The organism is Achromobacter sp. SX5, assembly GCF_056711425.1.
This window is the reverse complement of record NZ_CM160041.1, coordinates 4,711,188-4,724,567: the sequence shown is the minus strand read 5'-3', so window position 1 is coordinate 4,724,567 and position 13,380 is coordinate 4,711,188. Positions and strand designations below refer to the sequence as shown.

Below are 13,380 nucleotides of genomic sequence, written 5' to 3'. Positions count from 1 at the left end.
TCATGGGCTGTCCGCGGCTGGGCAGGATTCATTTTATCGCCTCGATCGGCTTCCGATAAAAGCGCCGGAAACGGCGTTCTACATCGTGCAACAGGTATATTTCAGTTGATTTCCTGCCTCTTGCGGCCCGACGCGCCGCGCCCCACTATGGCATCCATGGACAATCCCCACACCAAGCTGCTGGTCGTCGACGACGATCCGGCCCTGCGGCAGCTGCTTGCCGACTACCTGAACCGGCACGGCTACGACACGCTGCTGGCGCCCGACGCCACCGACCTGTCGGCCCGCATCACCCGTTACGCGCCCGACCTGCTGGTGCTCGACCGCATGCTGCCCGGCGGCGACGGCGCCGACGCCTGTCGCCGCCTGCGCGAACAGGGCGAGGACATCCCCGTCATCCTGCTGACCGCCCGCGACGAGGCGGTGGACCGCATCATCGGCCTGGAGGCCGGCGCCGACGATTACGTCGGCAAGCCTTTCGATCCGCGCGAACTGCTGGCCCGCATCGAGGCCGTGCTGCGCCGCAAGCGCGGCCCGTCCGCCCTGACCAAGGACGCGCCGGTCTCGTTCGGCCCGTTCCTGTTCGATCCGTCCACGCGCCAGCTCTCGCGCGACGGCACCGTGGTCAAGCTGACGGGCGGCGAGATCAACCTGCTCGAAGCGCTGGTGCGCAACGCCGGCAAGCCCTTGTCGCGCGAACGCCTGCTGGCCCTGGCGCGCGACGACGACGCCGGCGAACGCAACGACCGCGCCATCGACATCGCCATCCTGCGCCTGCGCCGCGTGATCGAGGACGATCCCAAGCAGCCGCGCTGGATCCAGACGGTCTGGGGCATCGGCTACCGGTTTTCGCCCTAGAGCCCCGTCCCGATGCGCTTTTCTCCCGGTTTCCTGATGCCGCGCTCGCTACGGGCAAGGCTGATCCTGCTGATCCTGGGCGCGGTGCTGCTGACGCAGGCGGCCACGCTGGTGACGGTGTCCTACTTCCGCCACAAGTTCATGGAAGAGGTGGCGATCGGCTACATCGTCACCACCATCCGCACGCTGCGGGCCGCCGTGTCGCAGGTGCCGGCCGACGAACGCGCCGATTTCGTGCGCACGGCCTCGCAGAACCAGTGGCGCCTGTGGTCGCGCGTGCTGCCGGCCGAAGCCAAGCTGCAGCGTTTCAACGGCCGCCGCGCCAAGCCGCCGCCCAAGCCCGCGCCCACGCCGCCCTCGCCGCCGTCGGCCGATCCGCAGCTGCACGGCCCGCCGGCGCCGCCGCCGCCCGAAGTGCGCGACGACGACCGCGACGAACGCCGCGCGGAGCAGGAGTTCAGGCGGCGCCACAAGCCCGAGCCGGACGACATCCGCCAGGACCTGCGCGGGCTGGTGCAGCAGCTCAACGAGCGGCTCAACGACGGCACGCGCGTGGCCCTGTCGCGCGGGCCCACGCCCGAAATCTTCATTTCGCTGGCCCCCAATTCCAACACCGAGGACGTGCCGCGCCTGCGCGAGTGGCTGGTGATCCCGCTGGACCGGCTCGACCCGCCCGTGACCACGCCCTTCATCGCCGCCTGGCTGGGCGGGCTGGGCCTGCTGCTGCTCCTGGCCGTGGGTTTTTCCTGGCACATCACGCGCCCGATCACGCGGCTGGCCGACGCCGCCGACCGGCTGGCCGCGGGGCAGCCGCAGCGGGTCGACCCCTCGGGGCCGCACGAGACGCGGGTGCTGGGCGAGCGCTTCAACGCCATGCTGGACGCGCTGGCCGAATCCGATTCGGTGCGCCGCACGCTGCTGTCCGGCCTGCCGCACGACCTCAAGGGGCCGCTGTCGCGGATGTGGCTGCGCATCGAGCTGGCCGACGATTCCAAGCTCAAGGAAGGCCTGCGCGCCGACCTGCAGGACATGCAGCACATGGTCGACCAGTTCATCGGCTTCGTGCGCGGAACCGACCCGGCCGCCTACCGCTACGCCTCGATGGTGCTGGGCGACTGGCTGATCGAGCGCGTGGGCGCCTGGCAGGGGGCGGGCACCGACATCCGCCTGCGCAACGGCGCCGACGACGACGCGGCGCTGGTGGTGCAGGCCGACGCGGTGGCGCTGGGCCGGCTGCTGGACAACCTGATCGGCAACGCCCTGAACCACGGCGCGCCGCCGGTCGACGTGACGCTGAGCCGCGAAGGGCGCTACGCGGTGCTGGACGTGGCCGACCACGGCGCCGGCATCGCGCCGGAGCGCCGCCGCGAGGCGCTGCGCCCGTTCAGCCGGCTCGACGACGCGCGCACGCGCACCGGCAGCGTCGGGCTGGGCCTGGCCCTGGCCGAGGCCATCGCGCGCGCCCACGGCGGCTCGCTGGAGCTGCGCGCGGCCGATTCCGGCGGCCTGTGCGTGCGGGTGCGGCTGCCCCTGTCGGAAACCGTCTAGGGTTACGGTACGATGCATCCTGCTTTCTCCTTTGCCGTTTCCGCACCATGGCCATCCAGTCCGATTCGCTTTCCTCCCGCCCCGACGCCCCCCGTATCGTGGCGCCGCAGCCGGTATCTCCCAACGAGGAGTCGATCGAACGCGCGCTGCGGCCCAAGGCCCTGGACGAGTACGTGGGGCAGCAGCGCGCCCGCGAACAGCTCGAAATCTTCATCGCCGCCGCCAGAAAGCGCGGCGAGGCGCTGGACCACGTGCTGCTGTTCGGCCCGCCGGGCCTGGGCAAGACCACGCTGGCCCACATCATCGCCCATGAAATGGGCGTGCAGCTGCGCCAGACCTCCGGCCCGGTGCTGGAGCGCCCGGGCGACCTGGCCGCGCTGCTGACCAATCTCGAAAAGAACGACGTCCTCTTCATCGACGAGATCCACCGCCTGTCGCCCGTGGTCGAGGAAATCCTCTATCCGGCGCTGGAGGACTTCCAGATCGACATCCTGATCGGCGAAGGGCCGGCCGCGCGCAGCGTCAAGCTGGACCTGCAACCCTTCACGCTGGTGGGCGCGACCACGCGCGCCGGCATGCTGACCAATCCGCTGCGCGACCGCTTCGGCATCGTCTCGCGGCTGGAGTTCTACGACGCCGCCGACCTGGGCCGCATCGTCACGCGCAGCGCCGGCCTGCTCAACGCCGGCATCACGCCGGAAGGCGCGGCCGAGGTGGCGCGCCGCGCCCGCGGCACGCCGCGCATCGCCAACCGGCTGCTGCGCCGCGTGCGCGACTACGCCGAGGTCAAGGCCGGCGGCATCATCGACGCGGACGTGGCCGGCCGCGCGCTGGCCATGCTGGAAGTCGACCCGCAGGGGCTGGACCTGATGGACCGCAAGCTGCTCGAAGCCATCGTCCACAAGTTCGATGGCGGCCCCGTGGGCGTGGACAGCCTGGCCGCGGCCATCGGCGAAGAGCGCGACACCATCGAGGACGTGATCGAACCCTACCTGATCCAGCACGGCTACCTGCAGCGCACGCCGCGCGGACGCACGGCCACGCTGACGACCTGGCGCCACCTGGGGCTGACCCCGCCGGCCGGCAGCGCCAGCGGATCGGGCGACCTGTTCGGCAAATAGGCCCGCCCGCGCCCGAGGGGCGGCGGCGGGTTTATCATCCTGGGGTTCCGTTTCCCTTCAAGGACCGATTTCCCATGCAGCCCGAATTGCCCTCTTACGACGACGTCGCGCGCGCCAGCGAGCGCCTGGCCGGCAACGCGCACCGCACGCCAGTGCTGACCTCGGCCACCGCCGACGCGATCAGCGGCGCCTCGCTGTTCTTCAAGTGCGAGAACTTCCAGCGCATGGGCGCCTTCAAGTTCCGCGGCGGCTACAACGCGATCGCGCGCCTGACGCCCGAACAGCGGGCCGCGGGCGTGGTCACGTTCTCGTCGGGCAACCATGCCCAGGCCATCGCGCTGGCCTCCAGGCTGCAGGGCGTGCAGGCCACCATCATCATGCCGCTGGACGCGCCGGCGGCCAAGCGCGCCGCCACCGAGGGCTACGGCGGCAAGATCGTCACCTATGACCGCTACACCGAGGACCGCGAGGCCATCGCGCGCCGCATCCAGGCCGAGACCGGCGCCACGCTGATCCCGCCCTACGACCACGCCGACGTCATCGCCGGCCAGGGCACCGCGGCCAAGGAGCTGTTCGAGGACGTGGGCGAACTGGACTATCTGTTCGTCTGCCTGGGCGGCGGCGGGCTGCTGGCCGGCTCGGCCTTGTCCGCCTACGCGCTGAGCCCGCGCTGCCTGGTCTACGGGGTCGAGCCCGAGGCCGGCAACGACGGCCAGCAGTCCCTGCGCAAGGGTGAAGTCGTCCGCATTCCGGCGCCCAAGACCCTGGCCGACGGCGCCGCCACCACGCACCTGGGCAATCTGACCTTCCCGCTGATCCAGAAGCACGTGCGCGACATCGTCACGGTGACCGACGAGCAGCTGGTCGCCACCATGAAATTCTTCGCGGAACGCATGAAGATGGTGGTTGAACCCACCGGCTGCCTGGGCGCGTCCGCGGTGATGCAGAACGTGGTGCCGGTGCGCGGCGCCCGGGTCGGGGTGATCATCAGCGGCGGCAACGTTGATCTCCCGGCCTACGCCAGACTGCTGGCGGGCTGACGCACGCCGGCGGCGGCCGGCGCGGCCGGCCGCCGATGCGCGCTTGCGGTTGTCGCCCGTGCAGGGCAGAATCGGGGCTGAATCCTGACGAACAGGGGCTGCGCATGCGTATTCTTGTCATTGGCGGCACCGGTTTCATCGGTCGCCACCTGATCGCGCGGCTCAGCGCGCAGCCGCAACAAATCATCGTGCCCACCCGCCGTTTCAGCCGTGGGCGCGATCTGCAGATCTTCCCCACCGTCACCCTGCTCGAACGCGACGTCCACGACGACGCCACGCTGGACGCGCTGGCGCGCGGCTGCGACGCGGTCGTCAACCTGGTGGGCATCCTGCATGGCAATTCAGGCCGGCCCTATGGCTCGGACTTCGCGCGGGCGCACGTGCTGCTGCCGCAGCGCATCGCGCAGGCCTGCCGCCGCCAGGGCGTGCCGCGCCTGCTGCACGTCAGCGCGCTGGGCGCCGACCCGCAGGGCGACAGCATGTACCAGCGCTCCAAGGGCGATGGCGAGGCCGCCATCAAGCAGGAATTCGCCGGCTGGCGCGAAGGCGGCTGGACCATTTTCCGCCCCTCCGTCGTGTTCGGCCCCGACGACCAGTTCACCAATATGTTCGCCCGGCTGGCGCGCTGGCTGCCGGTGCTGCCGCTGGCCGGCGCCCACGTGCGCATGCAGCCGGTGTACGTGGGCGACGTGGTGGCCGCGCTGATGGCGGCGCTGCGCGACCCCGGCGCCCGCGGCAAGACCTATGAACTGGGCGGCCCGCAGGTCTATACGCTGGGCGAGATCGCGCGCCTGTGCGCCGCCTGGAGCGGCCATCCGCGGCCGGTGCTCAACATGCCGATGGGCGTGGGCCGCATGCAGGCCATGCTGTTCGAATGCCTGCCCGGCACGCCGCTGATGTCGCGCGACAACCTGGACTCCCTGCGCCGCGACAACGTCTGCGGCGGGCCGATAGCGCCCGAGCTGCACGTGGTGCCGACCGGCCTGGAAGCCGTCGCGCCGCGGTATCTGTGACGGGCGGCGGGCCCCGCTCAGCGCACCAATGCCTTGAGCGCCTGCTTGATCCCGTCGGACACGCCCACGCCTTCTGGCAGGGTCTTCAGCGCCGACAGCGATTCCTTCTCGGAGTAGCCCAGCGCCAGCAGCGCGTTCAGGATGTCCGACTGGCTGTCGGGCGCGGCGTGCGGGGTCGCGCCGATGTCGGCGCCGAGCTTGCCGCGCATTTCCAGCAGCAGGCGTTCGGCGGTTTTCTTGCCGATGCCGGGCACGCGGGTCAGGCGTCCGGATTCCTGCAGGGTGATGGCCTGGGCCAGGTCGGCCACCGACAGCCCCGACAGGACCGCCAGCGCGGTGCGCGCGCCGATGCCGCTGACCTTGATGAGTTCGCGGAACGCGCTGCGTTCGCCGGCGGTGGCGAAGCCATACAGGATGTGGGCGTCCTCGCGCACGGTCAGGTGGGTGTAGAGCGTGACGCGCGCGCCGTTGTCCGGCAGGGCGTACAGCGTGCTCATGGGCACGTCGATGTCATAGCCCAGACCGCCCACGTCCACGCAGATGGTGGGCGGAAGTTTTTCGATCAGGGTTCCGGTGATGCGTCCGATCATGGTGATGGCAGGCCTGGCAAGAGTGGAACCGCGCGCGATGCGCGGCGAATGCGGGGATTCTATACGCTGGGCGCTAGGGCCTGTGCGTGGCTCCTTTTAGTGTGAACAGGCCCTAGCCCAGCAGGCGGCCGTTGCGGATACGGGTCTTGCCGCCCATGTGCAGGGCGCCGCCCAGGCGGTCGAGCTTGTCCTGGAGGGGGCCGACGTGGGCGTGGCAGATCGCGCAGGCCAGCGCGTCGGCCGAGTCGGGCGAGGGCGCGCCGTCCAGCGCCAGCAGGTGCTGCACCATCATCTGCACCTGCTCCTTGGCGGCGCGGCCGGTGCCGACCACGGCTTTCTTGATCTGCAGCGCGGTGTATTCGTGCACCGCCAGCGAGCTGTCGGCCAGCGCGCACAGGGCCGCGCCGCGCGCCTGGCCCAGCAGCAGGGTGGAGGCCGGGTTGGTGTTGAGGAAGATGATTTCCAGCGCGGCCACGTCGGGCCGCGTGTCGCGCGCGACCTCGCGCAGATTGTCCAGGATGACCTTGAGACGTTCGGGCAGGGACAGCGCCGGTGGGACCACGATGGTCCCGCTGGCGACGTAGCGCAGCCGCGGGCCGTCGGCATCGATCACACCGAAGCCGGTGCGGCGCAGGCCGGGATCGATGCCGAGGACGCGCATCAGTGGCGGAAGTGGCGGGTGCCGGTCAGCACCATGGCGATGCCGTGCTCGTCGGCCGCCGCGATCACTTCGTCGTCGCGCACGCTGCCGCCGGGCTGGATCACGCAGGTCGCGCCCGCCGCCACCACCACGTCCAGGCCGTCGCGGAACGGGAAGAAGGCGTCCGAGGCCACGGCCGAGCCCTTCAGGGTCAGGCCGGCGTTTTCCGCCTTGATCGAGGCGATGCGGGCCGAGTCGATGCGGCTCATCTGGCCGGCGCCCACGCCCAGCGTCATGCCGCCGCCCACGAACACGATGGCGTTGGACTTGACGTACTTGGCGACCTTCCAGGCGAAGGCCAGGTCGTTCATTTCCTGCTCGGTGGGCTGGCGCTTGGTGACCACCTTGAGCGCGTCGCGCGGCACGTTGTAGGCGTCCGGGCTCTGCACCAGCCAGCCGCCGCCCACGCGCTTGACGTCGAAGGCGTTCTGGCCCGTGCCCATCGGCACTTCCAGCACGCGCACGTTCTTCTTGGCCGCCAGGATGGCCAGCGCGGCGCCGTCATAGGCCGGCGCCAGCAGCACTTCCAGGAACTGCGAGCTGACGGCTTCGGCCGTGGCCGCGTCGACCGGGCGGTTGAAGGCGATGATGCCGCCGAAGGCCGAGGTCGGGTCGGTCTTGAAGGCCTGCTGGTACGCGCCCAGCGTGTCGGCCGCGACCGCCACGCCGCAGGGGTTGGCGTGCTTGACGATGACGCAGGCCGGGGCCTCGAAGCTGCGCGAGCATTCCCAGGCGGCGTCGGCGTCGGCGATGTTGTTGTACGAGAGTTCCTTGCCCTGCAGCTGGCGGTAGTTGCCCAGCAGGCCGGCCGGACGTTGCGCGTCGACGTAGAAGGCGGCGGTCTGGTGGGGGTTCTCGCCGTAGCGCAGCGCCTGCTCCTGCTTGACCTGCAGCGTCAGCGTGCCCGGCCATTCGTTGCGCGCCGGCACGGCGTCCTGCTTGGGCTCGGCGTCGGCCAGGCTGCTGAGGTAGGCGGCGATGGCGCCGTCGTAGGCGGCGGTGTGGGCGTAGACCTTGGCGGCCAGCGCCAGGCGCAGGCCGTAGGAGGTGGCGCCGCCCTGGTCCATTTCGGCCAGCACGCGCGAGTAGTCGACCGGGTCGATCACCACCGTCACGCCGCCGGCTTCGGTGCCGTGGTTCTTGGCCGCCGCGCGCAGCATGGCCGGGCCGCCGATGTCGATGTTCTCGACCGCGTCGGCGAAGGTGCAGTCCGGCTTGGCCACGGTTTCGCGGAACGGATACAGGTTGACCACCAGCATGTCGATGCGATCGATGCCCGCCGCCTTGATGGTGTCCATGTGCTCGGCGCTGTCGCGGCGCGCCAGCAGGCCGCCGTGGATCTTGGGATGCAGCGTCTTGACGCGGCCGTCCAGGATCTCGGGCGAGCCGGTGTGGGCGGCCACTTCGGTGACGGTCAGGCCGGAGTCGGCCAGCAGCTTGGCGGTGCCGCCGGTCGACAGCAGGCGCACGCCGCGCGCGGCCAGCGCGCGGGCAAATTCAACGATGCCGGTCTTGTCGGACACCGAAAGCAGGGCGGTTTCGATTTTCATGGTGAGGGACGGGAGTGGGGCGGGACGCCTTTCTCGTTCTGGTCAGATGGGAAATCTTGAAGGAGCGGGCGGCGCGCCGCGGCGCCTCTCCCGCGCGGGAAAGCTATACCTGGATATTGTGCGCCAGCAGCTTCTTGCGCAGCGTGTTGCGGGTGATGCCCAGCATTTCGGATGCGCGCGACTGGTTGCCGCCCGAGCGCTCCAGCGCCACTTCGAGCACCGGGCGTTCGACGCAACGCATCACCATGTCCCACATGTCGTGGGGCTCGGATTCGCCCAAGTCTTCGAAATAGCGCTCCAGGCTGGCGCGCACGCATTCTTCCAGGACATCTTTCTTGCTCATTTGAGTACAGATATTTTTATGTTGGTGGTGTTGAGGCGGTTATGCCGCCAGCAGGGCTTCTGCGATCGGCGCCGGATGAGGCCCGCCGTCGCGCGAGATGAGGTCGAACCAGTCCGACACCGCCCGCCACTGGTCTCGGGTATTGTCGATCAGATTCATGCGGGCGCAGAACGAATCCGCTCCCGGCAGGCCGTCCAGATACCAGCCGATGTGCTTGCGCGCCGTGCGTACGCCGGTGTGCTCGCCATAGAACCGGTAGTGGTCGTCGAGATGTTCGAGCAACAGCTCGCGCATTTCCCCGTATGAGGGAGGGGCCAGTGTTTCGCCCGTGCGCAGGTAGTGGTCGATTTCGCGGAAAATCCACGGACGGCCCTGGGCCGCCCGGCCGATCATGACCGCATCGGCGCCAGTGTAATCCAGGACGCGCCTGGCTTTTTCAGGAGTATCGATATCCCCGTTGGCGACCACGGGGATGTCCAGCTCCGCCTTGACGGCCCGGATGGTGTCATATTCCGCCTCGCCCGTATAGAGGTCGGCGCGCGTGCGGCCATGCAGGGTGAGGGCGGCGATGCCGGCCTCCTGCGCCATTTTCGCGATGCGCAAGGCGTTGCGGTTCTCCCGGTCCCAGCCGGTGCGGGTCTTGAGCGTGACCGGCACGCCCAGCGGCGCGCAGGCCGACACCACGGCATCGAGAATGCGGGCCACCAGGTCTTCGTGGCGCAGCAGCGCCGACCCGGAGGCGACGTTGCAGACCTTCTTGACCGGGCAGCCCATGTTGATGTCGATGATCCGGGCCCCTTTATTCGCGTTGAACACCGCCGCCTCCGCCATCATGGCGGGATCGGCGCCGGCGATCTGCACCGAGACCGGGGCGATTTCGCCGTCGTGGTTCAGGCGGCGCGAGGTCTTGACGCTATCCCACAGCTTCGGGTTGCTGGCGGCCATTTCCGAGACGGCGTAGCCGGCCCCCAGCTTCTTGCAGAGCTGGCGGAAAGGACGGTCCGTCACGCCCGCCATGGGCGCGACCAGAACGTTGTTGGGAAGGGACCATTGGCCTATGCGCATGCTCACATTTTAACCGGCTCGATCGCGCCCTCATTTTTCCGGCCGGCAAACGGCTGGTAACGATGGACGACCAAAGCAAACCGAGCCGCCCCGACAGGGGACGGGTCGAGAGGACTCAGGCGCGGAACCCCTGCAGCAGATGCTGGGCCAGCGGCGCGCGCAGCGGCGAGGCCAGGTCCAGCGCCAGCAGGGCCAGGCCGCAGGCGTGCTCGACCGGCGCCAGGCCGGTGGCGAAGACCCGCGGCATCAGGTCGGTCAGGCCGGCGGTGAGGGCGCGGTCCACGTGGCGGGCGCGGGCGAACTCGGTCAGGGCCGCGGCCGGGCTGCCCTGGGGATGGGCCAGCCAGCCGCCCAGCGTCTGGGCCAGGCGGGCGGCGTCGCGCAGCCCCAGGTTCAGGCCCTGGCCGGCGACCGGGTGCAGGGTCTGGGCGGCGTTGCCGATGGCCGCCACGCGGCCGTGGACCTGCGCGCGGCGCGCGCTCAGCGCCAGCGGGAAGACGTGGCGCGGCGCCTGGCTCGACAGGCGGCCGAGGCGGTCGCCGAAGGCCGCGGACAGGGCTTGCGAAAACGCGGCGTTGTCCAGCGCGGCGAGTTCGGCGGCGCGTTCCGGCGCGCAGCACCAGACCACCGAATAGGCGTCCGGCGTCTGCGGATGGGGCAGCAGGGCCAGCGGACCCTCCGCGGTGAAGCGTTCCCAGGCCCAGCCGCGGCGCGGCAGCGTGGCCTGGGCGCTGGTCAGCACGGCGTGCTGGCCGTAGTCGCGGCGCAGGTCGGAAGCGCCCGCGCCGTCGGATTGCACGGCGACCTGGCACAGCAGTTCGGTCTCGCCCTGCCGGATGCGCACGCCGTCGCCGTCCTGGCGGTCGATCCGGGCGGGCGGCCCGGACAGCACGGTCACGCCGCTGTCGGCCACGCGCTCGTCCAGTTTCGCGTACAGCCCGGCGTAAGCGACCACGCTGCCCAGCTGGGGCACGCCGAAATCGGTGTTCTGGATCAGGGTGCGGCCCAGCCGCCCGCGCTGCGACACATGGATGTTGCGGATGTCGGCCGAGCGCTCGGGCCAGGCCTGCAGCGATTCCAGCAGCACGCGGCTGCCGTGGTTCATGGCCAGCACCCGCGGGTCCGCGGCCGGCGCAGCGGCCGCCGCGGCCGGGGCGGGCGCGTTGCCCGCGAGCAGGGCGATGCGGGCCGGGTCCGGCGCCACGCGCGCCAACATCAGGGCCAGCACCCGGCCCACGGGGCCGGCGCCGAGTATCGCAATGTCGAAGGCGGATGAGGTCATCCGCGGATTTTAACCGTCCACTACAATCGCACGCAGAGCCGGCGCGCCCAGGCGCCGGCGTTCCCCTTACCGGTTGATCGACATGACGCAGGCCCAGGCGCAATCCTCCCCGTTGTCCACCGCATCCGCCCGCCGTCCCCGCGGCAAGGTCGCCGTGGGCCTGCTGGCCTGTTTCTTCGGGTGGATGGGCGCGCACTGGTGGTATCTGGGCCGGCGCCACGCCTGGGTGGTGACCGCGCTGGCGCTGGTCAGCGGCTTTTGCGCACTGCGTTTCTATCCGGTCTGGTACGACAACCCCGCCTTCTTCCTGCTGTTCATTCCGATGATCGACGGGTTCATCGAAAGCGCGGTGTTCTCGCTGATGCCGGACGAGAAATTCGACCGCCTCTACAACCCCGGCCTGGGCCGGCCCAGCAACACGGCCTGGGGGCCGGTGCTGGTGGCCCTGCTGGCCTGCCTGGTCGGCGCGATCGCGTCGATGGGCGCGATCGCGATGGTGGTGGTCTATACCTGGGTGGCGATGGGCTGGCTGGACGGCTACGTGTTCTAGCGCCCGCTATTCCCGCATCAGCGCCTCGATCTCGCCGGCCTGCACCGGCACGCCCCGCGTGATGATCTCGCAGCCCTCGTCGGTGACCAGCGCGTCGTCCTCGGTGCGGATGCCGATGTTCCAGTAGGCCTCGGGCACGTCGCCGGCCGGCCGCACGTAGATGCCGGGTTCTATGGTCAGCATCATCCCGGCCTCCAGCCTGCGCCATGGACGCTCGGCGCCCTGGGCGGGGCCGGGCTGGCGGTAGTCGCCCACGTCGTGCACGTCCAGGCCCAGCCAGTGGCCGGTGCGGTGCATGTAGAACCGGCTGTAGTCGCCGGATTCCAGCACGCCGTCGAGCGAGCCTTTCAGCAGTTTCAGGTCCAGCATGCCCTGCGCCAGCACGCGCAGCGCCGCCTGGTGGGCGTCGTTGAAGCCGCGCCCGGGCGCGGTGGCCTGGGCGGCGGCCTCCTGGGCCGCCACCGTCAGGTCGTACAGCGCGCGCTGCGGGCCGCTGTAGTGGCCGTTGACCGGAAACGTGCGGGTGATGTCGCTGGCGTAGCTGTCCACCTCGCAGCCGGCGTCGATCAGGACCAGGTCGCCGTCGCGCAGCACGGCCTCGCCGGCCGGATAGTGCAGCACGCAGGCGTTGGCGCCGGCGGCCACGATGCTGTTGTAGGCCACCGACTGCGCGCCGTGGCGGCGGAATTCGTAGAGCAGTTCGGCTTCGAGTTCGTACTCGTGCATGCCGGGGCGGCACACGCGCATGGCGCGCGCGTGGGCGCCGGCCGAGATCTTGGCCGCGCGGCGCATCGCCGCGATCTCCGAGGCGTCCTTGACCAGCCGCATCTCGGCCAGCACCGGCCGGATGTCCTGCTGGCGCGCGGGCGGCGCGTGGCCGCCGCGGCTGGCCTCGCGCGCCGCCGCCAGCCAGCGGTGCAGCCGCCCGTCGGTGCGCTTGTCGCCCGCCAGCGGGGCGTACAGGGTAGGGTGGTCGAGCAGCAGCGTGGGCATCAGCTCGTCCAGCGCGTCGACGGGATGGGCGTCGTCGAAGCCGAAATGCGCCGCGGCGGCCTCGGGGCCGAAGCGCTTGCCTTCCCAGATTTCGTGTTCGGCGTTGCGCGGCCGGCAGAACAGCAGGGCGCGGTCGGACGCGCCGGCGATCAGGACCAGCCACGCGTCCGGCTCGGTGAAGCCGGTGAGGTAGAAGAAATCGCTGTCGTGCCGGTACGGATATTCGGCGTCGCGGTTGCGCACGGCCTCGGGCGCGGTCGCCAGGACGGCGATACCGCCTCCCGCGGCGCGCATCTGTTCCATCAGGCGCTGGCGGCGGGCGGCGAAGGGGGCGATATCGTCGGGAGGCAGGCTCATGGCGGGCGGGGGCGCAAGCCCCGGCAAGGGTTGGGGATGGCGTTTACTTTACCTGCCATACCGCAAACACGACACCCCGCGCGGTCATGCCGAAATGACTGGACGGATCGGCGCGGGCTGCTACAATCGCCGCTCTGTCATTGGGGAGTAGCCATCCTTTGCCCCCTCAAAGGAGCTAGCGTCAACAGACTTGGTGGTTCAGCGCTGCGGAGCAGCCGCTAGAACTCCATGGCGTTAGCGGTTTCCATGCTCGGCGGCGCGCCCGCCGCATGGATCAGCCAGGCGAGACCTTTGGCCGCATTGCGTTCACCCCTGGCCGGGCGAGCCGCGATGTCGCGCCAATGGTTTCTGCTCGTCCGGCTGCGTCTAT

The 13,380-nt window shown here is 70.3% G+C and carries 13 protein-coding genes and 1 riboswitch; of the genes, 6 read left to right on the top strand and 7 right to left on the bottom strand.

All coding sequences use genetic code 11. From position 1 onward, the window contains the following. Positions 1–156: 156 nt before the first annotated feature. The 5 genes from AC1M14_RS22135 (at position 157) to AC1M14_RS22115 (ending at position 5,580) form a co-directional block, all read left to right on the top strand. Positions 157–858, top strand: coding sequence for a response regulator (locus tag AC1M14_RS22135; protein ID WP_102775566.1), 702 nt, complete (start codon positions 157–159; stop codon positions 856–858). Between the two features lie 12 nt (positions 859–870). Continuing rightward, positions 871–2,406, top strand: a complete 1,536-nt coding sequence (gene risK, locus AC1M14_RS22130) for a sensor histidine kinase RisK (RefSeq protein ID WP_479730468.1) — start codon at positions 871–873, stop codon at positions 2,404–2,406. A gap of 47 nt (positions 2,407–2,453) precedes the next feature. Then, complete coding sequence (gene ruvB, locus AC1M14_RS22125; protein WP_102775567.1) at positions 2,454–3,527, top strand: Holliday junction branch migration DNA helicase RuvB; 1,074 nt, start codon at positions 2,454–2,456, stop codon at positions 3,525–3,527. Between the two features lie 74 nt (positions 3,528–3,601). Then, entirely contained in the window at positions 3,602–4,567 is a 966-nt protein-coding gene (locus tag AC1M14_RS22120) for a threo-3-hydroxy-L-aspartate ammonia-lyase (protein WP_102775568.1), read from the top strand. Between the two features lie 104 nt (positions 4,568–4,671). Next, positions 4,672–5,580, top strand: coding sequence for a complex I NDUFA9 subunit family protein (locus tag AC1M14_RS22115; protein ID WP_102775569.1), 909 nt, complete (start codon positions 4,672–4,674; stop codon positions 5,578–5,580). A gap of 17 nt (positions 5,581–5,597) precedes the next feature. Here AC1M14_RS22115 and ruvA read toward each other — a convergent pair whose 3' ends face one another. The 6 genes from ruvA to AC1M14_RS22085 form a co-directional block, all read right to left on the bottom strand. Continuing rightward, positions 5,598–6,170, bottom strand: a complete 573-nt coding sequence (gene ruvA / locus AC1M14_RS22110; protein ID WP_102775570.1) for a Holliday junction branch migration protein RuvA — start codon at positions 6,168–6,170, stop codon at positions 5,598–5,600. Positions 6,171–6,282: 112 nt separating this feature from the next. Beyond that, complete coding sequence (gene ruvC, locus AC1M14_RS22105) at positions 6,283–6,831, bottom strand: crossover junction endodeoxyribonuclease RuvC (protein ID WP_102775571.1); 549 nt, start codon at positions 6,829–6,831, stop codon at positions 6,283–6,285. Continuing rightward, a complete protein-coding gene (gene purH / locus AC1M14_RS22100; RefSeq protein ID WP_102775572.1) occupies positions 6,831–8,420 on the bottom strand; it encodes a bifunctional phosphoribosylaminoimidazolecarboxamide formyltransferase/IMP cyclohydrolase in 1,590 nt (529 codons plus the stop codon). Before purH ends, ruvC begins: the two co-directional genes overlap by 1 nt. A 103-nt stretch (positions 8,421–8,523) precedes the next feature. Then, the gene (locus AC1M14_RS22095; RefSeq protein ID WP_006217670.1) at positions 8,524–8,763 is read right to left on the bottom strand and encodes a helix-turn-helix domain-containing protein; all 240 of its coding nucleotides are present in this window, start codon (positions 8,761–8,763) and stop codon (positions 8,524–8,526) included. Positions 8,764–8,802: 39 nt separating this feature from the next. Continuing rightward, complete coding sequence (gene dusB / locus AC1M14_RS22090; RefSeq protein ID WP_168202257.1) at positions 8,803–9,828, bottom strand: tRNA dihydrouridine synthase DusB; 1,026 nt, start codon at positions 9,826–9,828, stop codon at positions 8,803–8,805. 115 nt (positions 9,829–9,943) lie between these two features. Then, positions 9,944–11,110 (bottom strand): UbiH/UbiF/VisC/COQ6 family ubiquinone biosynthesis hydroxylase, encoded by a 1,167-nt coding sequence (locus tag AC1M14_RS22085; RefSeq protein WP_111826445.1) that lies wholly within the window; start codon positions 11,108–11,110, stop codon positions 9,944–9,946. An 82-nt stretch (positions 11,111–11,192) separates the two neighbouring features. On the opposite strand from AC1M14_RS22085, the gene AC1M14_RS22080 reads away from it, so the two are divergent. Continuing rightward, a complete protein-coding gene (locus AC1M14_RS22080; protein WP_102775656.1) occupies positions 11,193–11,660 on the top strand; it encodes an NINE protein in 468 nt (155 codons plus the stop codon). A gap of 6 nt (positions 11,661–11,666) precedes the next feature. On the opposite strand, the gene AC1M14_RS22075 is transcribed toward AC1M14_RS22080, so the two are convergent. Beyond that, positions 11,667–13,010, bottom strand: coding sequence for an aminopeptidase P N-terminal domain-containing protein (locus AC1M14_RS22075; RefSeq protein ID WP_102775575.1), 1,344 nt, complete (start codon positions 13,008–13,010; stop codon positions 11,667–11,669). Between the two features lie 129 nt (positions 13,011–13,139). Next, positions 13,140–13,337: riboswitch (yybP-ykoY riboswitch) on the top strand. Positions 13,338–13,380 lie beyond the last annotated feature (43 nt).

Coding starts and splice junctions, on each gene's coding strand:
- AC1M14_RS22135 (WP_102775566.1), top strand. CDS start 157: ATGGACAATCCCCACACCAAGCTGCTGGTCGTCGACGACGATCCGGCC.
- risK (WP_479730468.1), top strand. CDS start 871: ATGCGCTTTTCTCCCGGTTTCCTGATGCCGCGCTCGCTACGGGCAAGG.
- ruvB (WP_102775567.1), top strand. CDS start 2,454: ATGGCCATCCAGTCCGATTCGCTTTCCTCCCGCCCCGACGCCCCCCGT.
- AC1M14_RS22120 (WP_102775568.1), top strand. CDS start 3,602: ATGCAGCCCGAATTGCCCTCTTACGACGACGTCGCGCGCGCCAGCGAG.
- AC1M14_RS22115 (WP_102775569.1), top strand. CDS start 4,672: ATGCGTATTCTTGTCATTGGCGGCACCGGTTTCATCGGTCGCCACCTG.
- ruvA (WP_102775570.1), bottom strand. CDS start 6,170: ATGATCGGACGCATCACCGGAACCCTGATCGAAAAACTTCCGCCCACC.
- ruvC (WP_102775571.1), bottom strand. CDS start 6,831: ATGCGCGTCCTCGGCATCGATCCCGGCCTGCGCCGCACCGGCTTCGGT.
- purH (WP_102775572.1), bottom strand. CDS start 8,420: ATGAAAATCGAAACCGCCCTGCTTTCGGTGTCCGACAAGACCGGCATC.
- AC1M14_RS22095 (WP_006217670.1), bottom strand. CDS start 8,763: ATGAGCAAGAAAGATGTCCTGGAAGAATGCGTGCGCGCCAGCCTGGAG.
- dusB (WP_168202257.1), bottom strand. CDS start 9,828: ATGCGCATAGGCCAATGGTCCCTTCCCAACAACGTTCTGGTCGCGCCC.
- AC1M14_RS22085 (WP_111826445.1), bottom strand. CDS start 11,110: ATGACCTCATCCGCCTTCGACATTGCGATACTCGGCGCCGGCCCCGTG.
- AC1M14_RS22080 (WP_102775656.1), top strand. CDS start 11,193: ATGACGCAGGCCCAGGCGCAATCCTCCCCGTTGTCCACCGCATCCGCC.
- AC1M14_RS22075 (WP_102775575.1), bottom strand. CDS start 13,010: ATGAGCCTGCCTCCCGACGATATCGCCCCCTTCGCCGCCCGCCGCCAG.